This is a genomic window from Streptomyces formicae (assembly GCF_002556545.1).
Lineage (GTDB): Bacteria > Actinomycetota > Actinomycetes > Streptomycetales > Streptomycetaceae > Streptomyces > Streptomyces formicae_A.
Genome location: NZ_CP022685.1, coordinates 8,211,551 through 8,232,632 on the forward strand (window position 1 = coordinate 8,211,551; position 21,082 = coordinate 8,232,632).

Annotated in this window: 16 protein-coding genes and 2 pseudogenes; 11 read left to right on the forward strand and 7 right to left on the reverse strand. The window is 70.6% G+C overall.

Annotated features, from left to right (window positions below; all coding sequences use genetic code 11):
* Positions 1 to 46 precede the first annotated feature (46 nt).
* Positions 47 to 1,117 (reverse strand): ATP-dependent DNA ligase, encoded by a 1,071-nt coding sequence (locus tag KY5_RS35695; protein WP_098246083.1) that lies wholly within the window; start codon positions 1,115 to 1,117, stop codon positions 47 to 49.
* Positions 1,118 to 1,213: 96 nt separating this feature from the next.
* On the opposite strand from KY5_RS35695, the gene ligD reads away from it, so the two are divergent.
* Complete coding sequence (gene ligD, locus KY5_RS35700; protein ID WP_098246084.1) at positions 1,214 to 2,245, forward strand: non-homologous end-joining DNA ligase; 1,032 nt, start codon at positions 1,214 to 1,216, stop codon at positions 2,243 to 2,245.
* Between the two features lie 63 nt (positions 2,246 to 2,308).
* Here ligD and legP read toward each other — a convergent pair whose 3' ends face one another.
* The gene (gene legP / locus KY5_RS35705) at positions 2,309 to 4,171 is read right to left on the reverse strand and encodes a Dot/Icm T4SS effector Zinc-dependent metalloprotease LegP (protein ID WP_098246085.1); all 1,863 of its coding nucleotides are present in this window, start codon (positions 4,169 to 4,171) and stop codon (positions 2,309 to 2,311) included.
* Between the two features lie 101 nt (positions 4,172 to 4,272).
* Between legP and KY5_RS35710 the strand changes: the two genes are divergently transcribed.
* Positions 4,273 to 4,614 carry a hypothetical protein gene (locus tag KY5_RS35710; RefSeq protein WP_159072677.1) on the forward strand — a complete coding sequence of 114 codons (342 nt, stop codon included), beginning with the start codon at positions 4,273 to 4,275 and terminating at the stop codon, positions 4,612 to 4,614.
* Between the two features lie 52 nt (positions 4,615 to 4,666).
* On the opposite strand, the gene KY5_RS35715 is transcribed toward KY5_RS35710, so the two are convergent.
* Entirely contained in the window at positions 4,667 to 6,880 is a 2,214-nt protein-coding gene (locus tag KY5_RS35715) for an OmpL47-type beta-barrel domain-containing protein (protein WP_098247697.1), read from the reverse strand.
* Entirely contained in the window at positions 6,880 to 9,408 is a 2,529-nt protein-coding gene (locus tag KY5_RS35720) for a ThuA domain-containing protein (RefSeq protein WP_098246087.1), read from the reverse strand. The genes KY5_RS35715 and KY5_RS35720 overlap by 1 nt, the downstream gene beginning before the upstream one ends.
* Positions 9,409 to 9,694: 286 nt before the next feature.
* Between KY5_RS35720 and KY5_RS35725 the strand changes: the two genes are divergently transcribed.
* A complete protein-coding gene (locus KY5_RS35725) occupies positions 9,695 to 10,744 on the forward strand; it encodes a multicopper oxidase domain-containing protein (RefSeq protein WP_098246088.1) in 1,050 nt (349 codons plus the stop codon).
* A gap of 26 nt (positions 10,745 to 10,770) precedes the next feature.
* Positions 10,771 to 11,433: pseudogene (locus tag KY5_RS35730) on the forward strand (class I SAM-dependent methyltransferase).
* Here KY5_RS35730 and KY5_RS35735 read toward each other — a convergent pair.
* The gene (locus KY5_RS35735; RefSeq protein WP_098246089.1) at positions 11,408 to 12,640 is read right to left on the reverse strand and encodes a multidrug effflux MFS transporter; all 1,233 of its coding nucleotides are present in this window, start codon (positions 12,638 to 12,640) and stop codon (positions 11,408 to 11,410) included. The pseudogene KY5_RS35730 and the gene KY5_RS35735 overlap by 26 nt on opposite strands.
* Entirely contained in the window at positions 12,637 to 13,146 is a 510-nt protein-coding gene (locus tag KY5_RS35740) for a MarR family winged helix-turn-helix transcriptional regulator (protein WP_098246090.1), read from the reverse strand. Before KY5_RS35740 ends, KY5_RS35735 begins: the two co-directional genes overlap by 4 nt.
* Positions 13,147 to 13,380: 234 nt before the next feature.
* Here KY5_RS35740 and KY5_RS35745 point away from each other — a divergent pair, with 234 nt between their 5' ends.
* Positions 13,381 to 14,538: a hypothetical protein gene (locus KY5_RS35745; protein WP_098246091.1), complete on the forward strand. Its 1,158-nt coding sequence runs from the start codon at positions 13,381 to 13,383 to the stop codon at positions 14,536 to 14,538.
* Here the strand turns inward: KY5_RS35745 and KY5_RS35750 are convergent.
* Positions 14,533 to 15,324 carry an IclR family transcriptional regulator gene (locus tag KY5_RS35750; protein WP_098247698.1) on the reverse strand — a complete coding sequence of 264 codons (792 nt, stop codon included), beginning with the start codon at positions 15,322 to 15,324 and terminating at the stop codon, positions 14,533 to 14,535. The two genes, KY5_RS35745 and KY5_RS35750, sit on opposite strands and share 6 nt — an antisense overlap.
* Positions 15,325 to 15,561: 237 nt before the next feature.
* Here KY5_RS35750 and KY5_RS43310 point away from each other — a divergent pair, with 237 nt between their 5' ends.
* The 6 genes and pseudogenes from KY5_RS43310 to KY5_RS35775 all read left to right on the forward strand — a co-directional run bounded on the left by KY5_RS43310 (position 15,562) and on the right by KY5_RS35775 (position 21,081).
* Positions 15,562 to 15,690, forward strand: coding sequence for a putative leader peptide (locus KY5_RS43310; protein WP_418952843.1), 129 nt, complete (start codon positions 15,562 to 15,564; stop codon positions 15,688 to 15,690).
* A gap of 96 nt (positions 15,691 to 15,786) precedes the next feature.
* Positions 15,787 to 16,899 carry an ABC transporter substrate-binding protein gene (locus tag KY5_RS35755; RefSeq protein ID WP_098246092.1) on the forward strand — a complete coding sequence of 371 codons (1,113 nt, stop codon included), beginning with the start codon at positions 15,787 to 15,789 and terminating at the stop codon, positions 16,897 to 16,899.
* A gap of 11 nt (positions 16,900 to 16,910) precedes the next feature.
* On the forward strand, positions 16,911 to 17,897 hold the full coding sequence (locus tag KY5_RS35760) for an NrtA/SsuA/CpmA family ABC transporter substrate-binding protein (protein ID WP_098246093.1): 987 nt from the start codon (positions 16,911 to 16,913) through the stop codon (positions 17,895 to 17,897).
* A 770-nt stretch (positions 17,898 to 18,667) separates the two neighbouring features.
* Positions 18,668 to 19,504, forward strand: a pseudogene (locus KY5_RS35765) (ABC transporter permease); the annotation flags it as partial.
* Positions 19,501 to 20,214, forward strand: coding sequence for an ABC transporter ATP-binding protein (locus tag KY5_RS35770; protein ID WP_098246094.1), 714 nt, complete (start codon positions 19,501 to 19,503; stop codon positions 20,212 to 20,214). The pseudogene KY5_RS35765 and the gene KY5_RS35770, both read left to right, overlap by 4 nt.
* Complete coding sequence (locus KY5_RS35775; RefSeq protein WP_098246095.1) at positions 20,215 to 21,081, forward strand: ABC transporter substrate-binding protein; 867 nt, start codon at positions 20,215 to 20,217, stop codon at positions 21,079 to 21,081.
* Position 21,082 lies beyond the last annotated feature (1 nt).

The following is a 21,082-nucleotide window of genomic DNA, read 5'->3' on the forward strand; positions in this document are numbered from 1 at the left end:
TTCGAACATTGGCGTGAATGCGTCGCGCGTGGCGTGAGGGTGCGGGTCAGCGCTGTGGCCCGAGCACGTCCGTGAGGTCGTAGCGCACCGGCTCCTCCAACTGGGCGAAGGTGCAGCCCTCCGGGGTGCGGTCGGGGCGCCAGGTGCGGAAGCGGGCCGTGTGGCGGAAGCGCCGGCCGCCCTCCATGTGGTCGTACGCCACTTCGCAGACCCGTTCCGGGCGCAGCGCCACCCAGGAGAGGTCCTTCTTGCCCGACCAGCGGCTCGGGGCGCCGGGCAGGCGGGCGCTCTCGTGGGCCGCCTCGTCGGTCCAGGCCGCCCACGGGTGCCCCTGCGTCGACTCCATCCGCAGCGGCTCCAGCTCCTCGACGAGCTCGGCCCGCCGCTTCATGGGGAACGCCGCACAGACGCCGACGTGCTGCAGGACGCCCCCGTCGTCGTAGAGACCGAGCAGCAGCGAGCCGACGACGGGCCCGCTCTTGTGGAAGCGGTACCCCGCGACCACGCAGTCCGCCGTGCGGGCGTGCTTGATCTTGAACATGAGGCGTTCGTCCTGCCGGTAGAGCAGGTCGAGCGGCTTGGCGATCACGCCGTCCAGGCCCGCGCCCTCGAACTGCTCGAACCACCGCCGCGCCACCTCGGGGTCCCTGGTCGCCGGGGCGATGTGGACGGGGGCCGTGACGCCGGACAGGGCCTGCTCCAGAGTGGCCCGGCGCTCGGTGAGCGGCGTGTCGAGCAGCGCGTCGTCGCCGAGGGCGAGCAGGTCGAAGGCGACGAAGGAGGCCGGGGTCCGCTCCGCGAGCAGGGCGACGCGCGACTCGGCGGGATGGATGCGCTCCGTGAGCGCGTCGAAGTCGAGCCGCCCGTCCCTGGCGATCACGATCTCGCCGTCCAGCACGCAGCGTGCCGGAAGCCGCTCCCGCAGGGCGGCCACCAGCTCGGGGAAGTAGCGGGTCAGCGGCTTGCCCGTACGGCTGCCGAGCTCGACCTCGTCCCCGTCGCGGTAGACGATCGCCCGGAACCCGTCCCACTTGGCCTCGTACTGCATGTCCGGCGGGATCTTCGCCACGGGCTTGGCGAGCATGGGCTTCACGGGGGGCGTCACCGGCAGGTCCATGATCCGATTCTGCGGCGTATTCGCGTGTATCGCCCGGTGTGCGGTGAACCGGTAGTGAATGTGCGCTGTGTGTCCGGCCCGCTTAGCGTGGCTCGCATGGGTGCAGCCAAGGGCAAGAGTGCGGCCGTGGAGATCGACACGGGGGAGCGGACGGTGCGGCTCTCCAGTCCGGACCGGGTCGTCTTTCCCGAGCGGGGGTTCACCAAGCGGGACCTCGCCGAGTACTTCGTGGCCGTCGGCCCCGGCATCCTGCGCGCGCTCAGGAACCGCCCCACGACCCTGGAGCGCTACCCGGAGGGCGTGAGCGGCGAGTCCTTCTACCAGAAGCGCGCCCCGAAGAACCTGCCCGACTGGATCCCGACGGGCACCATCGCCTTCCCCAGTGGGCGCACCGCCGACGAGATCTGCCCGACCGAGGTGGCGGCCGTGATCTGGGCCGCGCAGTACGGGACGCTCACCTTCCATCCCTGGCCGGTGCGGCGCGAGGACGCCGACCACCCGGACGAACTCCGCATCGACCTCGATCCGCAGCCGGGCACGGACTACGCCGACGCGGTGCGGGCCGCGCACGAACTCCGCGCGGTTCTGGCCGAGTTCGGGGGACTGGTCGGGTGGCCCAAGACGTCCGGCGGGCGCGGCCTGCACGTCTTCGTGCCGATCGAGCCGCGCTGGACCTTCACCGAGGTGCGGCGGGCCGCGATCGCCTGCGGGCGGGAACTGGAGCGGCGGATGCCGGACGCGGTGACGACGGCGTGGTGGAAGGAGGAGCGCGGCGCGCGGATCTTCGTGGACTACAACCAGACGGCCCGCGACCGCACCATCGCCTCCGCCTACTCGGTTCGGGCCCGTCCGCACGCCCCGGTCTCCGCGCCGCTGCGCTGGGACGAGGTCGACGACGCCGTCCCCGAGGACTTCGACATCGGCACCATGCCCGCGCGCTTCGCCGAACTCGGCGACGTCCACGCGGACATGGAGGACCGGGCCCACTCCCTGGACGCCCTCCTCGACCTCGCAGAGCGGGACGAGCGGGACCGGGACCTGGGTGACCTGCCGTACCCGCCGGAGTACCCGAAGATGCCGGGCGAACCGAAGCGGGTGCAGCCGAGCCGGGCCAGACACGAGGACTGACCCGGCCGCCGCGGCGGGACCGACCGGCCGGTGCGGTGCCCCCTCGGCCCGCTCCTTGGAGCGTCAGTCCGTGAAATGGGTCAGGACGCCGCCGAGGGACTCCCAGTCCTTGAGGCCGGGCCCCCACGCCTTGCCGTCCCACCACTTGTGGAACAGCGCCGAGTCGGTTCCCCTGACGAACAGGTCCAGCCGGTTCGGCTCCCAGGAGACCGCCGAAGGCGAACTCGTGCAGGTTCCGCCGAGGGATTCCCAGCCCTTGACGCTCGGGCCCCACGCGTTTCCGTCCCACCACTTGTGGAACAGCGCGGAGTCCGTCCCGATGACGAACAGGTCGAGGCGGTTGTTTCCCCATGCGACGGCTGCGGGCGTGCCCTCGCAGGTTCCGCCGAGGGATTCCCAGCCTTTGACGCCGGGTCCCCACGCGTTTCCGTCCCACCATTTGTGGTAGAGCGCAGAATCGGTTCCGATCACGAACAGGTCGAGCCTGTTCTGTCCCCAGGAAACAGCCACGGGTTCACTCATGCAGGTTCCGCCGAGGGATTCCCAGCCCTTGACGCTCGGGCCCCACGCGTTTCCGTCCCACCACTTGTGGTAGAGCGCCGAATCGGTACCGATCACAAAGAGATCGAGTCGATTCGCGCCCCAGGCAACGGCTTTGGGCTTGGTCATGCAGATTCCGCCGAGCGATTCCCAGCCCTTGACGCTGGGTCCCCAGGAGCTCCCGTTCCACCACTTGTGGTACGTCGCCGCGTCGGTCCCCGTCACGAAGAGATCGAGCCTGTCAGGCCCCCAGGAAACGGCCTCGGGCGCACTGGTGCAGATTCCGCCGAGGGATTCCCAGTCCTTGACGCCCGGGCCCCACGCGCTGCCGTTCCACCACTTGTGGAACAGCGCGAAGTCGGTGCCCCTGGCGAACAGGTCGAGCCTGTCGTGCGCCCACGCCACGGACGTCGGGGCACTGGTGAAGGTTCCGCCGAGGGACTCCCAGCCCTTGACGTTCGGGCCCCAGGCCCTGCCGTCCCACCACTTGTGGTACAGCGCCGAGTCGGTGCCCGTCGTGAAGACGTCGAGGCGGTCCGACTCCCACGACACCACGGGTCCCGCGGCGGGCGAGGGGCCGTACATCGCGTGCACGGCGGCGATGTCGTCCGTGCTCAGACCGGTGCGCTGACCGATCGCTGCGCCCTGCACGGTCGGGACGATGGTGTCCTGGCCGTTGCTGGAGAAGGCGTCCCGGGGGTAGTGCATGATCGAGCCGTAGTCGTAGGGACCCACGTCGTCGCCGTCCGTGATGTGCTGGTCGAAGTTGTGCTCGAACCCCTGGGTGATGTTGGCCCAGACGATCGTCACGAACTGGTCCCTGTCCTCACGGCTCTGCTCGTGCCACAGGCCGACCGCGTGCCCGATCTCGTGAATGCAGTTGCCCGTCGTGCAGCCGGTGCCGAGGGTGATGCTCTGCGATCCGCCCTGACGGCCCACGAAGGAGGAACAGCCGCCGCCCGGCACGAAGCGCACGAAGTCGGGGAACTGCGCCTGATTGGCGGGCGTGCGCTGCACGAAGCGCATCCGGGTGCGGGACTGCCAGTGCGCGATCGCGTCGGTCACCCGCTGCTGGTTCGGCAGGTTCCCGTCGATTTCGAAGGGCACCAGGGCATTGGGCCAGCGGAACTGCTGTCCGGTGATGACGACAGCCGACTCCGGTACTTTCCCTTCCGATTCCGCCCGCAATTCCGAGGTGCGGCGCTCGACTTCCGCCACGGTGCCGAGCACGATGTCGCCCTCGAACACGGCGAGTCCGTCGATGTCCACGTACTGCACCGGCTTGATCTGGAAGCTCGTTCCGTCGATCAGCCCGGTCTTCACGTCCCGCGAGGAGCGGAACTCCCCGTGACCCTCACCGGAAACTCGTGACTCTGAAGCAGGCATCCCGTTCTCCCCTCGGATTCGACTTCACGCCACGCCGCGAAAGGCGCTATTTTGCGGAAAGTAGTGGGGCACCTGCCGACCAACAAGGGCTGGGCGAGCGTATGCGCAACGTAGAAATCGCTGTCTGTCTCGCGCCGGGTACGACACCGCCGACGGGCGCCGTGACCCTGCGCGCGCAGGTCGAGGAGGTCACCGCGGCGGACGCGCGGGCCCGCGTGGTGTCCCGTACGGCCGAGCGGGGCGTGGACCTCACCGCCGGGGCCCGGCTCACCCTCGCGCTCCCCGAGCCGGACCCGCGGGCCCGCTACACGGTCCGGGTCCACGCGGACGTCGACGGGTCGGGGGCCGTGGCGCCCGAGGACTTCGTCTCGGTGCGGAGCAACCCGGTGCTCACGCAGGGCGGTCCGGACGCGGTGACGGTCGAGGTGAGGCCGGTCCGGTGACGCGAGGGTGCCCCCGCCCCCGGGGGGACGAGGGCACCGGGTGCGCTGGTGCCTACAGTTCCTTGATCCTGATGTCCCGGTAGGACACCACGTCCGTCACACCGTGCACCTGGAGCCCGACGTAGCCGGACGCGAACCGCCGTCCGTCCGTGCCGGGATCGTCGGAGCGCGCGGGGACGAACTCCTGCCCGCCGGTGTTGTCGAACTCGTTGAGCAGCACGCCGTTGCGGTAGACCGAGTAGTGCTGGTCGACCACGCGGATCTCGTAGTCGTTCCACGTCCCCTTCGGGGTGACACCGGCGCCCGCCAGGCCGACCCGGTCGAAGCCGTAGATAGACGCCGTCTTGTACATGTCGCCGTCGGGGCGGTCGTGGACCTGGATCTCGTGCCCGTACTTGATGGCGACCCACTCCGGACGTGATTCCTCCGGGTGGTCGTGGACCTGCGGGAAGCGCACGAAGACACCGGAGTTGGTGTTGCCGTTGCCCGGCGCGTCGTCGCGCCACTGGAGCTTCAGGGAGAAGTCGCCGTACTTCCGCTCGGGGAACCACAGCATGCCCATGCCCTGGACCGTGGTGCTGCTGGTGATCGTGCCGTCGGCGTTCAGGCCGAACTTGCCGCCGCCCACCTGCTCCCACTTGTTCAGGGACGCCTGGGTGCCGTCGAAGAGCTTGCGGTAGCCGTCCGTCTGACCGGGCTTGCCGATGCCGGACTGCTTGGCGGCGCGGTTGATCTTGTTGTACTCGCGCTGGTCGATCTCACCCGTCTTCAGGAGCTTGTCGGTGACGCCCTTGACGTGCTTGAGGAAGAGCGCGTGGGACGTCCACTCCTTCTCGTCCTCGATCAACTCGTTGATGCGGCACCGGTTGTTGGTGACGCGGTTCGGTATGCCCGTGTCGACCGTTCCGACGATCACCGTCAACCGCTCGTCGAATTCGGGACAGTTGGGCGCGGGGACGCCGCCGCCCTCGGAGACCGTGAAGGACACGGTCTTCGCCCCGGCCGTGTTGCCCGCCTTGTCGCTCGCCCGGTACGCCACGGTGTGCCGCCCCACGCGGTCGACGACGACCGGCGCCTCGTAGGCGAGGTAGGGCCCGCCGTCCAGGGAGTACTCGACCTTGGCGACGCCCGAGTCGGCGTCGGTCGCGGTGACCGTGACCTTCGCCCTGCCGAGGTAGGCGCCGTCCGAGTCCTTGTCGCCGTCGACCTTCGCCGAGGTCTCCGGCGGCGTCTTGTCCTGGACCGGCGGCGTGACCACCGTGAACTCGACGGACTTCTCGGCCGCCTGGTTCCCGGCCTTGTCGGTCGCCCGGTAGCGGACCTTGTGGGTGCCCGTCTCGTGGACCATGACCGGCGCGGCGTACGTCGTCCAGGCGCCGTCCCCGACCGCGTACTCGATCTTGTTGACGCCGGACCCGGTGTCGGACGCCGTCACCGTGACGGTCGCCATGCTCACGTACTGGCCCTGGTCGTTCTTTTCGCCACTCACCGTGGCCGAGGTCTCGGGCGGCGTCTTGTCGTCCGTGGGCGGCGCGACCACGGTGAAGTCCGCGGCCTTCTCCGCCGCGACGTTGCCCGCCTTGTCGGAAGCCCGGTAGCGGATCTTGTGGGTGCCGACCTGGTCGACGACCACGGGCGCGGTGTACGGCTGCCAGGCGCCGTCGGCCCCGACCGCGTACTCGATTCTGTCGACGCCCGACCCGGCGTCCGTCGCCGTGACCGCGACCGCCGCCGAACCGACGTACGCGCCATCGGAGTTGGTGGTGCCCTCCACCTTGGCCGAGACCTCCGGCGCGGTGGTGTCCTCGCCGCCGCCTTCGGTCACCACGAGGATGCCCTGCATCGATTCGTGCCCGGGAATCGTGCAGTGGTAGCGGTAGCGGCCCGGAGTGAGGGTGACCTCGGCGGTCTGCTTGCCGCCCTGGGCGTCATAGGGGTTGGCCAGGAGGTTCAGCTTGACGTCGTTGTTGTACTCGGGGTCGGAGACGTCGAACGTCAGCGTGTGCGGCATGCCGGTGGTGTTGCCGGTCGCCTCGCTGTTCTCGAAGACGATCGTCGTCTTGCCCGCCACCGCCGTCGTGGGCGCCGACTTGTACTTGGTGATGTCGTTGTCCGCGGTCCAGTTCAGTGTCTGGTCGGCGGAGATCCCGGTGTTGTCGGGACGTGCCGTCGCCGAGGTCGAGGTCAGGCCGAGCACCATCAGGAGCGCGGCGAACAGAGCCGTCCACAGTCTTCGCCTCGTGGGGGACTTCGTGGGGGAGCGCATCATCCCGCCTTCCTTGCCAGGTCGTCGGCGGCCGGGGTCGCCGCCCCGCCCTTGTACGTCACGCGCCACAGCGCCGACTTCGCGTCCGAGGTGAAGAAGCCGCGCCCGTAGTCGAGGACGTACAGCGAGCCGTCGGGGGCGAACTTCCAGTCCATGAGGTTCTTGATGCCGTCGTTGCCGATCGGAATGATCTTCCGCAGCGACTCGGCGTGCACCGGAAGGCCGCCGTTGCCGACCGTCTTGGGGTCGGTGAGCACCGCGTGCCGAGGCTGGTCGCCGTCGTAGAAGTCGCCGACGAACCACTTGCCGTCCCAGTAGGAGGGCCACTTGTCGGCGCTCGTGCTCGCCGCGTCGTAGCGGTAGACCGGGCCGTTCATCGTTGCCTGACCGCCGCCCTTGAGCCACGGCAGGAGCTGCTTCTGCTCCGACGTCTTGTAGCTCGGTACGCCGTTCGCGTCACGGGGATAGTCCACACCGCCGCCCTGCGGCGAGTACCAGATGTTGTTGGGCTCGGCCGGTGGGATGTTCACCAGGCCGTCGTTGTTGGGCGACTCGTTCTTGAGGTTCTTGCAGTCGTACCAGCCGAGCGGCTTGCTCGGGTCCGGCAGGTTGCGGTCGCGGTAGGGCTGGTTGTTGCCCATGCAGTACGGCCAGCCGCGGTTGGAGGCGTGCGTGATCGCCGCGAACGTGTCGTACTTCGCCGGGCCCCACGTCGTCGACGGCTCACCGGCGTCGGGGCCGACCCACCCCGCGTACAAGGTGTCGGTCTTCTTGTCGATCGAGATGCGCGCCGGGTTCCTGACGCCCATCACATAGATCTCACCGCGCGTCTTGCCGCCGCCCTCGTCCGGCTCCTTGCCGGTGAAGAGGTTCCCCTCGGGGAGCGTGTACGTCCCGTCCGGCTCCGGGTGGATGCGCAGGATCTTGCCGTTGAGGTTGTTGGTGTTGCCCGCCGTGCGGCGCGCGTCGGCGAAGGAGACGCCCTTGAAGTTCGGCTGCGGGTTGTTGCCCGAGTAACCGTCGCTGAACCGCGAGGAGTTGTTGTCACCGGTCGCGATGTAGAGGTTGCCCTTGGAGTCCCAGGCCATCCCGCCGCCCGCGTGGCAGCAACTGTGGATCTGCACCGGCCACTTGAGGAGCACCTTCTCGCTCGCCATGTCCAGCTTGTTCGTGGCCTGGTCGAGCGTGAACCTGGAGACGTAGCGCTCGCCCATGTGCGTATCGCGGTTGATCTTCGAGTGCGGTGTGTAGTGCAGGTACACCCATCCGTTCTGCGCGAACTTCGGGTCCAACTCGATGCCCAGCAGGCCCTCTTCGACCTTGATGAGCTCGTCACCGCCGCCCTTGTTGCCGAACACGGAGAGCGCGCCCGCGAGGGTCACCTTCTTCGTCTTCGGGTCGTAGACGTGGATCTCGCCCTTGCCCTTGCCGATGTCGGGGTCGTTCCAGTCGGTGACGACCGGCTGCGACGAGTCGGCGCCGCCGCGGCCGATGTAGAGCACGCGTCCGTCGGGCGCGGTGACCAGGCCGTGCGGCTCGCCGATCTGGTCGTTCTGGCCCGGCTGGTTGGCCTGGGTCAGGCGCTGCGCCTGGTAGTTGGCGTTGATCGTCGACTTGCAGTCGGCGCGCGCGATGCGGGTCGTCCAGAGCAGGGCGCCGCGCAGGTGACCGCGGAAGTCCGCCTCGTCGTACGAGGACGCGGTGCCGCCCATGCCGGTGTAGAAGGAGCGCCCGCCGTCGTAGTCGCGGCACCAGGACACCGGGTGGTCCCAGCCGTTCTTGGAGGCGCCCGGCTGGTAGGTCGACTCCCGGACGCGGGCGACCGTGTGCACGTCGCCCGACGGGTTCTTGGTCCAGTTCAGCCACCGGTCGGGGCGCTTCCACTGGAGGGGCAGGCCCTTGGTCGCGGGGTTCTCGCGGTCGCCGACCTCGACGGTGGCGCGCTGCACGGTCGTCGGGCTGGAGTCGGCGGGCCTCGCCCCGATCAGGCCGGTGAACCAGTTCGAGTACGGCTCCGCGCGGGCCGCGTCATGGATGCCGAGGAAGCCGCCGCCCGCCTCCATGAACGCTTCGAGGCCCGCTTCCTGTTCGGGGTCGAGGACGTCCCCGCCGCCGGTCAGGAAGGTCACGGCGTTGAACTTGCCGAGCTTGGTCTCGTTGGTGAAGACGGCAGGGTCGTCCGTCGCCTCGATCGTGAAGCGCTGCGCGGCCGGTCCCGACAGGCCGATCTTCTCGATGGCCTCGATCCCGGCGTTGACGACGGGGGACTCGTCGCCGCCCGCGGCCGAGCCGTGGAAGACCAGGACCTTCACCTTGGCCCCGCCGGGCGGCGAGGGCAGGGACATCGTTGTCAGCGGTGGTTCCGGGTACGGTCGCGCGGACGCGGCCTGCGCCGAGAGCACCCCGGTGACCAGGGCGCCGGACAGCAGGACTGCCGCCCAGGCCCGCGGTGAACGGTTCGGTCTGCGTCGTCGTTCTCTGCTCAACCCTCTGGTGTTCCAGGGTTCTTGATGCGGTGTGAGCCGCATGAGTACACCCACCCCTCGTCGGTCGCAGCAACGGCGCCGATGAAGCTAGACCTCTTTTCGCCAGCCGCCAATAGGTATGACCGCGATAGCACCAACTTTGTCCTGAGTGTGGATAAACGAAGATCCCGCGGATACCGTGTGGCCGTCCCCGGGGCCTCCTGCGCCCCGTCACCCTCCGTACCGCAGTGGGGAGTTCGGCATGGACAGACGGAGTCAGGACCGGAGTGGCTCGGACGGGAGCGGCTCGGAACGGCGTGGGCTCGACCGGCGGAGTTTCAACCGGCGGATGATCGTGGGCGGCGCGGTAGCGGCGGCGGGGGTGACATCGTTGTCGATCGCGGGTGCGCCCGACGCGAGCACGGCCGAGGCGCCGCCGCGGACGGCACCCGCGGGCGGTGAGGTCAAACGCATCAAGCTGTACGCGGAGAAGCTCGCCGACGGGCAGATGGGCTACGGCCTGGAGAAGGGCAAGGCGTCCGTTCCCGGCCCGCTGATCGAGCTCAACGAGGGCGACACGCTGCACATCGAGTTCGAGAACACGATGGACGTCAACGCGAGCCTGCACGTCCACGGCATGGACTACGAGATCTCCAGCGACGGCACGAAGCACACCAGGAGCGACGTCGAGCCGGGCGGCAAGCGCACCTACACCTGGCGCACGCACGCGCCGGGCCGCCGCAAGGACGGCACGTGGCGGCCGGGGACCGCGGGCTACTGGCACTACCACGACCACGTGGTCGGCACCGATCACGGCACCGGCGGCGTACGCAAGGGTCTCTACGGCCCGCTGATCGTGCGCCGCAAGGGCGACATCCTGCCGGACAAGACGTTCACGATCGTCTTCAACGACATGACGATCAACAACAAGTCCGGCCACGACAGCCCCACCTTCGAGGCCACGGTGGGCGATCGGGTCGAGTTCGTCTCGATCACGCACGGCGAGTACTACCACACGTTCCACGTGCACGGTCACCGCTGGGCGGACAACAGGACGGGCATGCTGACGGGCCCCGACGACCCCAGCCAGATCCTCGACGACAAGATCACGGGCCCGGGCGACTCGTTCGGGTTCCAGGTCATCGCGGGGGAGGGGGTGGGTGCGGGCGCCTGGATGTACCACTGCCACGTCCAGAGCCACTCGGACATGGGGATGGCGGGGCTGTTCCTGGTGAAGAAGGCGGATGGGACGATTCCGGACTATGAGCCGCATCATGCGGGGGCGGCGGCGTCGAAGGGGTCCGGCTCCTCCGGCTCCTCCGGCTCCTCCGGCTCCGGGAAGGGTTCCTCCGGCTCCGCGAAGGGCTCCTCGGGAATGTCGGGGCACCACCACGAGTAGCGGGGACGCGCCGGAACAATGTGAGCGTGACCCCTACTTCTGCTTCGCAGGCCCGATCGTTCGACGGGATCGCCGCCAGCTACGCCGCGAACCGTCCTTCGTACCCGCCGGAATTGCTCGACGCGGTCGAGGACATCACGGGCTCCCCCTTGAAGGGAGCCCGCGTCGCCGACGTCGGGGCGGGTACGGGACTGGCGACGATGGTCCTCCGGGACCGAGGCGCCAAGGTCGTCGCGGTCGAGCCCGGCCCCGAGATGGCTGCCCAGTGCCGTCTCCACCTGCCCGACGTCCCCGTGGTGATCGGGGACGGCAACAGCCTGCCGCTGGCTTCCGCCTCCATCGACGTCCTGACGTACGCCCAAGCGTGGCACTGGACCGACCAGCGGAAATCCGTCCCGGAGGCTCTCCGGGTCCTGTTCGGCTGAGACGGCATCCCTCACGACCCCCTGGCCCGGTTCCGCGGCCTGCCGCCCGAGCTCGGCTTCGTTCACCGGCACGTGTCGTGGAGCCGGAGCGTCCCTCTCGACAGGCACGTGGCCAACCTCGCCAGCTACTCCGACTTCCTCGTTCTCGGCAAGGAGGCGACGGACACCTTCATCGCCGAGGAACGCACTCTCCTTGCCGAGGCGTTCCCGAACGGGACGGTCGAGGAGCACTACGTGGTCAGCTTGGCTGTCGCCATGTGCTGATCGCTCCCACGGCCGTCAGCGCCAGGAAGACGCTCATCACCACCGCCATCGGCGCGGCGCTGCGGGTGCCGAAGAGGCCGATGAGAGGAGAGGCCGCCGCGCCGAAGGAGAACTGGGCCACGCCAAGCAGAGCCGACATGGTGCCCGGGGCCGTCCGGCCGCGGCCCTGTCCCACGGCGCTCACGGCGGGGAAGAGGAAGCCGAAGGAGGCGACGGTGATCAGCAGGGGCCAGCAGAAGGTCCATAAGTGGGTGCCCGCCGCCGCGCTGAGCACCAGGAGCAGGAGCTGCCCGCCCAGCGCGGTCACCGCGCCGATCACCATCAGCGTTTCGGGACGCCGTGTGCGGACCAACCTGCCGTACAGCAGGGAGGCGCAGAGGTTGGCCAGGGCGTTGACCCCGTAGACGACGCTGCTCATGGTGGCCGACAGGTGCAGGAGGTCGTGCAGGATGAACGTCGCCCCTGCGATGTAGGAGAAGACGGCGGCGCCCATGCAGCCCATGGTCACCACCGGCACCAGGACGGCGGGCTGTGACAGCAGCGTCCTCGCCGTACGCAGCGCTCCGCCCGCCCCGCCCTCGACCCGCCGCTCGCGCGGGAGCGATTCGGGTACGACCCGTACGGCCGCGAGCGTCAGGCCCGCCCCGGCGAGCGCGAGCGCGATGAACACGAACCGCCAGGGCGCCACGGACAGGAGCCCGCCGCCGAGGACCGGCGCGAGCACCGGTCCGAGCGCTCCGATCGCGGACAGCGTGGCGTAGGCGCGGGAGAGTTCGATCCCGCGGTAGCTGTCGACGATCACCGCGCGTCCGACGACGATGCCCGCGGCGCCCGCGACGCCCTGTCCGAACCGCAGCGCTGTCAGCGCCTCGATCGTCGGCGCGCACGCGCACCCGAAGCTGAACACCGCGAAAGCGGCGGTGCCGTACAGGAGGACGGGCCGACGCCCCACCAGGTCACTCAGCGGACCCAGGACGAGCTGTCCGGCGATCACGCCGAGCAGGAACGCGGTCAGCGTCGCCTGCGTGGCGGCGGCACCGGTACCCAAGGAGCGCGCCATGTCCGGCAACGCCGAAACGTACATGTCCGTCGCCAGCGGGCCGACGGCTCCGAGGGCTGCGATGACGGTGAGGAATGCCGTACGGGAGCCGGGCTTCGGCGCCGTGCCGACAGCGCCTCGGGCCCGGCCGGTGCGCCCGGCCGTCATCGCGTGCGTCCTGCCTCGTCGGGCGGCCGTTCGCCGCCGGGCGCTGCCGGGTGGGGCAACTCCAGGTCCACCGACGCGAGTTGCTGCATGAGTTCTCCGGCCAGCCGCAGCAGGCCGCGCTCCGCAGGAGTCAGGGTCCGCGCCAACGCCGACGCCAGCCAGGCGTTTCCGTCTTTCACGTGGTCCCGCAGGGCGCGCAGGCCCGCCTCGGTGAGTGCGATGTCCTGGCGCCGCTTGTCGGTGCTGCTGCGGCGGCGGGTGACCCGGCCCTGGTGCTCCAGGTCCTGCACGACCCGGGTCAGCGACTGGGCCTGCACTCCTTCGATCGCCGCCAGTTCGCTGATCGCGAGTGGACCGCGGTGCTTGAGGTTGGCCAGGATCGAGGACGAGAGGCGGGTCAGCGGCTCGGGGCTTCCCTGGTGCTCGGCCCGCATCCGCGAGCCGAGGCGAGAGACGCCCCACCGGAGCTGTTCGGCGGTGTACAGATCTTCTTCGTCAGCATCCACGAAACCAAGCTAAGGCTTAGTTGTTTCCCGAGGAAGACCGCGTTGTGAATCCAAATTGCCAAGTGAACTCTTTGTAGTTCGTGTGCCTGCTACGTGCGCCTCGGCGTCGCCGGTCCCGAGTGCCGCCGGGGCGCGGGCGGAACCACAGTGCCCTGTGGCATCGTCCCTTCACGGGAGTAGCCGTTGAAGCTCCAGGGGCGATGGGTCCCTCGGGTCTCGGCAGGGAGGGGCGCGATGCGGACGTACACGCGGGATGACGACGTGCGTCGCCTCCTTGTGGCCTCCGAGGGCGGCGACGTTCGCGCGATGGTGCTGCTGGCTGGGTGGTTGGTCGAGAGCGGGCGGCCCCGTGAGGCCGAGCCGTGGGCGCGCGCGGCTGCTGAGGCGGGTGACTCCGAGGGAATGGATCGCTTGGCCCAGATCTGCGTCACCATGGCCCTCGGCGGGACGTTCGCCGTTGATCTGGAGAAGCTGGCGGAGCTTCGCAAGGATCCGGAGTTCGTCGGGCGGGCCAAGAGATGGTCGGACGAAGGTCGCCGCTGGCGAGTGAACGCGGCAGAGGTCGGTCACGAAGGCGCCATTTCGCTCTTGGCCATCTCGGCGACGAGCGACGACGAGCGCGAGCGGTGGCTCCGACACGGCGCCTCCATGGGGCATCGTCGCCTCAGAGCCCGGCTTCTCGAACTCCTGCGGGAACAGCGGCGTTTCGATGAGGCTGAACCGTGGCAGCGAGCGGAGGCCGAGGACGGGAACGGCCGCGAGCAGCTGAAGCTCGCCCAACACCTCAGTGAGCAGGGGTGCTTCGATGAGGCGGAGCACTGGTATCGGACTGCTGCCGACGGTGACCGGGATGGGACATCGCTTCATGCAGTGCGGGAGTTCGTACGCTTCCTCACGGGCCGAGGACGCGACGACGAGGCAGAGCATTGGCGTCGGCGAGCGACGGAGATCGAGCACCATCTGGCGCAGAAGTACGGGGATTTCGAAGGTCTCCCCGCCTTCCGCGTGGCCGGTGAGGAGGTCGTCCTCACGGCCCTGGTCACCACGGCCGTGCTCCCCTTCATCCAGACGCTGGTCTCCAAGACCGCCGAGGACGCATACGCTCAGGCGCGCCAGCTGATCCGTCGCCTGCCCCTCATGCGCGGGTCCGACCGCGGCGCCGGTGAACCAGCCGGCTCTTCCGCGGGGACGGGGGCCCTGTTCGTCGTCGTCGACGACCCGGATGCGGGCGTCACGCTGTACCTGTCGTCAGCCGTGTCGGACGAGGCGTTGCAAGCCCTGTCCTCCTTCGACCTGGCCGAGTTGACGGCACGCAGGCCCGACGAGGGACGGATTCGTCTCGTCTGGCACCAGGAGAGCGGGACGTGGCGCATTCGTGGTGACACCTCATGACTCGCTCCGGTCGCCCGGTGGCAGCAGCAGGACCTCCAGGGCGCGGGCGCAGCCTCGTGCCCTGGAGAGGAACCAGTCGGTTCTGTCGTCCGTGATCAGTTCCGGGGTCGCGCGCAGGGCGAGGGCGAAGCGGGCGTGGCCGGTGCGGTCGAGCACCGGTACGGCCAGGGTGCGGACGCCGTGGGCCGACTCGCCGTCGTTGCGGGCGTAACCGTCGGTGCGGACTCGGGCCAACTCGGCCTCCAACGCGGCCGGTTCGACGATCGTCCGCTCAGTGAACGGGAACAGGGGCGGGAGCGAGGAAGGGCCGCCCTCGCCCGGGCGCGCCCAGGCGAGCAGGACCTTGCCGAGTGCCGTCGAGTGCAGCGGGCGGCGCAGGCCGACCTTCGGGGTGACCGAGCCGCCCGCCACGATCACCGCGTGCGGTCCGCTGCGCAGTGCCAAGTCGGCGGTGACGCCCGTGCGTTCAGCAAGGTCGGTGAGTTCGGGCGCGGCCAGGTGGAGGCCGCGCTGGTGGTACGAGAGGCGCCCCAGCTCGGTCACGGCCGGACCGAGGCGGTAGCGCGCCGTGCGGAAGTCCTGCTCCAGGAAACCGGCGTCGAGCAGGGTGCGGGCCAGACGGTGTGCCGTCGAGACCGGGAGCGTCAGGCGGCGGGCCAGGTCGGACGCGCTGAGGTCGGGGCCGTTGTCGTGGAAGCAGTGCAGGAGGTCGAGGGCGCGGCGTACTGACTGGGCGCCGGTGGGGCGGCGTGGGGTGGGGGCCTCGTTCGCGGGGCTCGCTGGGATCACGTGGGGTGTTCCTCTCCCGTTCCGGTGGGGGCGTCTTCACTCTTCTCCGGCCCGATTCTCCTCGTCGCTTCCCACATCGCGGCAGCGGAATCGGCCATGAACCGCCTGGTGAAACACCCTGTTCACGCTCGTTCCCACATCATGGGAAGCGGCTTGATGAGGGGGCGCCACCCGTGCCAGTCTGCGCTCGTCACCACGGGAAGCGCCCGTAGAACGGGAGAGGGGAGCAGCGCCATGCACGGTCGTCCTCGTACCGCAGCGCTCGCCACCCACCCGGTTCCTGCTCTCCGCCCGGTTCGCGCCACCTTCACGCTGCGCCGCCACATAGACCTGGCCCGCGTCGCCAGCGCCGCCTGTCGCTGACCTTTCACCCCGTCAGCCCGTAGTTCCGGTCGCCGCGCTCCGCGGCTCTCGGCAGCGCCACCGCGCGCACCCACCACACCCCTCAGGGAAGAGCCCATGACGCACGCCCTCGTGCCCCCTGTGCCGGAGACACTCTGGTTCACCCGCTGCCCAGTGCCCACCGCCACCGGCATAGCGGCCGATCAACGGTGGCTGAGCGCCGAGTTCGCGCGGGACGGCATCGCCGTACGGTCCCTTCAGGATCTCGATCCGGACGCCGCCGACCCCGCCGTGGACCGCCAGGCCCACTACACGCACGCGCTGCCCGGCCTCTTCCGCGAGGGCGGCAACGTGCCCGCGTTGTGGGCCCGTTCGCGCGGCGAGCGGACCCGGCTCGTCGGCCTCACCTGGATCGAGGAGCGCCAGGCCGTGCTCGTCGCGCCGGGATCGGGGATCCGCGGTGCCGCCGCGCTGCGCGGCCTGCGCCTCGCGGTGCCCCGGCACGACGTGGCCATCGACTTCTGGCGGGCCATGGCGCTGCGCGGCTTCGACGGGGCCCTCGCGTCGGCCGGGCTCGATCTCGGTGACGCGACTCCGGTCGACGTCTCGGCACGGGGGTACGAGGGGCAGTGGGCCGCGGAGCTGGCGGCGCTGCGGCGCGGGGACGTCGACGCCGTGTACGTCAAGGGTGCGCTCGCGGTCGAGGCGGCCCGGCGGGCGGGGGCCGAGGTCGCCGTCGAGCTGGACGAACTCCCCGACCGGGCGCACCGCGTGAACAACGGGACGCCCCGCCCCATCACCGTCCACCAGGACCTGCTCGACGACCATCCGGACCTCGTGGCGCGCTTCCTCTCCGTGCTCCTCCGCGCCGCCGACTGGGCGGCGGACCATCCCGCCGACGTCGCCCGCATTCTCGGCGCGGAGACGGGCGCGGGCGCGGCGGGCGTCGCGGGCGCCTACCGGCCCGGCACGCATCGCACGCTCCACCCCGATCTGTCCGAGGATCGCCTGAGCCTCCTTGCCCGGCAGGAGGAAGGGCTGCGCGAGCACGGATTCCTGCCCGAACCCGTCGACGTACGCGCGTGGACGGACCGCGAGCCGCTGCGGCGGGCCGCCGAACTGGTGCGTGCGGAGCCGGAGTTCACGTCCGCGCCCGCATCACCCCGAACGACCGCCACCGCCACTGCTACCGCGCCGCCGCACCCGTCGTCCCGTACGGCCTCACACTAAGGACCTCCGTCATGCGCATTCCGAAACTCCTGGTGGCCCTCGCGGCCCTCGCAGCGCTCGCGGGCTGCGGCACCTCGGAGGCCGACTCCGCAGGGGAGGGCGGCGGACAGGTCACCGTCCGCATCCCCGACCCGGGGAACGCCGGTGTCCTCGCCCTCGGCAAGAAGGACGGCAGCCTCGCCGCGGCCCTGGCGAAGGCCGACGCGAAGGTCGAGTGGACGGGCAGCGCCGGTCCCTTCGCACCGGCCGCGCAGGCCATGAACGCCGACCAGCTCGACATCGCGACGGGGTCGATCACCTCCGGCATCACCTCTCTCGCGCAGACCCCCGGCTTCAAGTTCTTCACCGCCACCGCACCCGACCCGGTCGGCGAGGGCATCCTCGCGAAGAAGGGCTCCGGCATCGACGGGGTGGAGGACCTGGTCGGCAAGAAGGTCGCCGTCAACCAGGGCGGCACGGGCGAGTACCTGCTCCTGAAGGCGCTCGCCGAGCACGACATCCCGGCGAGCGAGGTGGAGCGGGTGTACCTGCGGCCCGACCAGACCGCCGCGGTGTTCAACACCGGCAAGGTCGACGCCTGGGCGGTCTGGGCGGCGTACGCCGTGTCCGAACTCGGCACCGGGAAGGCGGAGTTCATCGTCGACGGCAAGGAGATCGGCTCCGACAACTACAGCCTCACCGCCGTCCGCACGGCCTTCGCCGAGCAGCACCCGAAGGTGGTGAAGGCGCTCTACGACTACCTCCACGAGAACAGCGCCAGGGAGAAGAAGGACCCGGCCCGCTACCTCAACGTCACCACGGACGCGGGCCCGCAGGCGCTCAACGGCGAGGCCGAGCGCATCCAGACCGACTTCACCGCGCGGGGCGGCACGGTCGAGCCGATCACCTCCGCGGACATCAAGCGCTTCGAGGCGGTGGCCAGGTTCTACGCCGAACAGAAGGTCACGAAGAAGCCGGTCGACATCGCGTCGCACGTACTTGATGTGGAGCGGCTGTGAGGACGGGGCGAGGGGGTGGGGCACCCGTGCCCGCGCCTGCGCGGAGGGACTCGGCGCCTGCCGCTGCGCCCGGCCCGTCTGCTGAGTCCGCTGCCTCTGCCGTGTCCGGCGAGCCGGGGGCGCCTGAGGCGGTGCGCCTCAAGGATGAGGCACCCGCCGGGCCGGTGCCCGTGGTCAGGGATCCGGCGCCGGGGGATGCCGCAGGCGCCGTGCCGCGCGGCTTGTCCGGAGGGCCTGCCCCCTCTGCTGTGTCGGGCGGGCCGGATGTGGTCGGTGGGTCTGAGGCGGAGGGTCTCAACGGTGGGGCACCCGCCGGGCCCGTGCCCGGCCTGCCCGTAGAGCCTGCCCCCTCCGCTGTACCCGGCGCGCCGGGCGTGCTCGGTGGGTCTGAGGCCGAGGGCCTCAACGGTGGGTCACCCACCGGGCCCGTGCCCGGCCTGCCCGCAGGGCCTGCCCCCTCCGATCTGTCCGGCGCGTCTGCGGCGGCCGTGCCCACACCCGAGGTGAAGGATCCGGCGCTTGCGGTGCCTCCTGCGGGTGCCGCAGGCGCCATGCCGCCCGGCCTGCCCGCAGGGCCGTCCCCCTCCGCTGCGTCTGGCGCGCCGGACGCGCTCGGTGCGCCTGATGCGGAGCCCCCCACCGAAGCGGCGCCCGCCGAGCCCGCCGAGCCCGCCGAGCCCGCCGCACCCGTAGCGAAGAGCTCCCCCCACCCAGCACCCGCCCCCGCAGCCCCCACCCCTGCGGCCCCCGCCAAACCCACTGACGGACACCGAGCCCACCCGACCCCGCCACCCCGCCTCGTCACCCCCCGCCCACCCACATCCCGTCCCCGCCCCCGCGCCTACTCCCTGACCGTCCGCGCCCTCGGTCCCTTTCTCCTCGTCGCCCTCTGGTGGGCCGCGTCCGCCACCGGGCTGCTGACGCCGGACGTGCTCGCGTCGCCCGCCGAAGTGCTGCGTGCCGTGGGGGAGTTGTGGGGGAACGGGCAGTTGTCCGACGCGCTTGCCACCTCGCTCACCCGGTCCGGGCTCGGGCTGCTCATCGGGCTGGCCGTCGGGCTGACCCTCGGCATCGTCACCGGGTTCACCCGGCTCGGTGACGAGCTGCTCGACTCGTCCATGCAGACGCTGCGCACCATCCCCTTCCTGTCCCTCGTGCCGCTCTTCATGGTGTGGTTCGGCATCAACGAGACAGCGAAGGTGCTGCTCATCGCGGTCGCCACCACCTTTCCGATGTACGTGTCGACCTCCAGCGGAGTCCGCGCCACCGACCGCAAACTGGTCGAGGCGATGCGCAGCTTCGGCATGGGCAGGATCGGCATCGTCAGGGAGGTCGTCCTGCCCGGGGCGCTGCCCTCGCTGCTCGCGGGGCTGCGGCTGTCCATGACGCTCAGCGTGATCGCGCTGATCGCCGCCGAGGAGATCAACGCCACCGCGGGCATCGGCTACTTGATGTCGCAGGCGCAGAGTTTCGCGCGGACCGACATCCTCGCCGTCTGCATCCTCGTGTACGGCGTGCTCGGGCTGCTGGCCGACGGCGTCGTACGCCTCCTTGAGCGGGTGCTGATGCCATGGCGCCGCGCCGGGCAGGGGGTGGTGGCGCGATGAGCACCGCCGTTCACGTCGCCGGGCTGCGCCGCGTCTTCGGGGAGCGCGCCGTGCTCGACGGGCTCGATCTCACCATCGCGCAGGGTGAGTTCGTGGCCCTGCTGGGGGCGAGCGGCAGCGGCAAGACCACGCTGCTCCGCATCCTCGGCGCCCTCGACCGCGCCGACGGCGGTGACGTCCTCGTACCCGAGTCGCGCACCGTCGTCTTCCAGGAGCCGCGCCTCGTACCGTCCAAGCGGGTCCTCGCGAACGTGACCGTCGCCCTGCCCCGCGGCCGCACCGAACAGGGCCGTACCGCGCTCGCCGAGGTCGGTCTCGAACGGCACGCCGACGCCTGGCCCGCCACCCTCTCCGGCGGCGAGGCGCAGCGCGTCGCCCTCGCGAGGGCCCTGGTGCGCGAGCCCGAACTGCTGCTCCTGGACGAGCCGTTCGCCGCGCTCGACGCGCTCACCCGGCTGCGGATGCAGGACCTGGTCGGCGAGCTGTGCCGGGTCCACCGGCCCGCCGTGCTGCTCGTCACCCACGACGTGGAGGAGGCCGTACGCCTCGCCGACCGCGTCTGCGTGCTCCGCGAAGGACGGCTGATCACCGACGAGCCCGTCGCCGCCGAGCGTCCGCGCGACCCCGGTGACCCCGCCTTCGCGGCCCTGCGCCGACGACTCCTGAACGACCTCGGAGTCCACACCCCCGACCCCACTGGAGTGAGCTGAATGACCATCACCATCGGTGTCCACAACAGCAATCCGACCCTCTACTACCTCTCCCGGCTCGACTACGCCCAGGAGGAACTGGCCGCCGTCGGCGAGACCGTCGCCTTCCATACGTACGTCAACGGCGTACGCACCGGACAGCTCCTCACCGAAGGCGTCATCGACTTCGGCGGCACGGGGTCCACGCCCCCGGTGACCGCCCAGGCCGCGGGACACGACATCGTGTACACCGCCGTCTCCGCGCCCCGCCCCGACCACGGCGCGCTCCTGGTCACCGAGGACAGCCCGGTCCGCACCGTCGCGGACCTGAAGGGCGGCACCGTCCACCTGGCCATCGGCTCCTGGCAGACCCATCTGATCGCCAAGGCCCTGGACGACGCCGGCCTCTCGTACGCCACCGACATCACCCCCGTACGCGGTGGCGAGGACAGCGAGAGCCTGCTGCGCGCGGGCGGGATCACCGCCTGGGTCGCCCAGGGGGCCCAGCTCGTCGCGGCCCTGCGCGCCGGGGGAGTGCGCGTGGTGATCCGCACCGGGGACGTCATCACCGACCGGTCCGTCTTCTTCACCCGTCGCGAACTGGCCGAGGAGCGGCCCGAGATCGTGGCCGCGCTCACCCGGGCGCTCCAGCGCGCCGACGACTGGGCGGCCACCCACCCGCGCGAGGCCGCCGAGATCGCCGCCGCCCACCAGGGCGGTACCGTCGACGACTGGGAGAGCGCGCTGCGCGCCCTGCCCTGGCGCATCGAGGAGGTCGGCGACGCCTTCGTCGCCGAACAGCAGCGGGCCGCCGACATCTTCGTGCGCACCGGATTCATCGACCGCCCGGTGACCGTCGCCCACGCCCTGCCCCGGAAGGCGGCATAGC

Coding starts and splice junctions, on each gene's coding strand:
- KY5_RS35695 (WP_098246083.1), bottom strand. CDS start 1,117: ATGGACCTGCCGGTGACGCCCCCCGTGAAGCCCATGCTCGCCAAGCCC.
- ligD (WP_098246084.1), top strand. CDS start 1,214: ATGGGTGCAGCCAAGGGCAAGAGTGCGGCCGTGGAGATCGACACGGGG.
- legP (WP_098246085.1), bottom strand. CDS start 4,171: ATGCCTGCTTCAGAGTCACGAGTTTCCGGTGAGGGTCACGGGGAGTTC.
- KY5_RS35710 (WP_159072677.1), top strand. CDS start 4,273: ATGCGCAACGTAGAAATCGCTGTCTGTCTCGCGCCGGGTACGACACCG.
- KY5_RS35715 (WP_098247697.1), bottom strand. CDS start 6,880: ATGCGCTCCCCCACGAAGTCCCCCACGAGGCGAAGACTGTGGACGGCT.
- KY5_RS35720 (WP_098246087.1), bottom strand. CDS start 9,408: ATGCGGCTCACACCGCATCAAGAACCCTGGAACACCAGAGGGTTGAGC.
- KY5_RS35725 (WP_098246088.1), top strand. CDS start 9,695: ATGATCGTGGGCGGCGCGGTAGCGGCGGCGGGGGTGACATCGTTGTCG.
- KY5_RS35735 (WP_098246089.1), bottom strand. CDS start 12,640: ATGACGGCCGGGCGCACCGGCCGGGCCCGAGGCGCTGTCGGCACGGCG.
- KY5_RS35745 (WP_098246091.1), top strand. CDS start 13,381: ATGCGGACGTACACGCGGGATGACGACGTGCGTCGCCTCCTTGTGGCC.
- KY5_RS43310 (WP_418952843.1), top strand. CDS start 15,562: ATGCACGGTCGTCCTCGTACCGCAGCGCTCGCCACCCACCCGGTTCCT.
- KY5_RS35755 (WP_098246092.1), top strand. CDS start 15,787: ATGACGCACGCCCTCGTGCCCCCTGTGCCGGAGACACTCTGGTTCACC.
- KY5_RS35760 (WP_098246093.1), top strand. CDS start 16,911: ATGCGCATTCCGAAACTCCTGGTGGCCCTCGCGGCCCTCGCAGCGCTC.
- KY5_RS35770 (WP_098246094.1), top strand. CDS start 19,501: ATGAGCACCGCCGTTCACGTCGCCGGGCTGCGCCGCGTCTTCGGGGAG.
- KY5_RS35775 (WP_098246095.1), top strand. CDS start 20,215: ATGACCATCACCATCGGTGTCCACAACAGCAATCCGACCCTCTACTAC.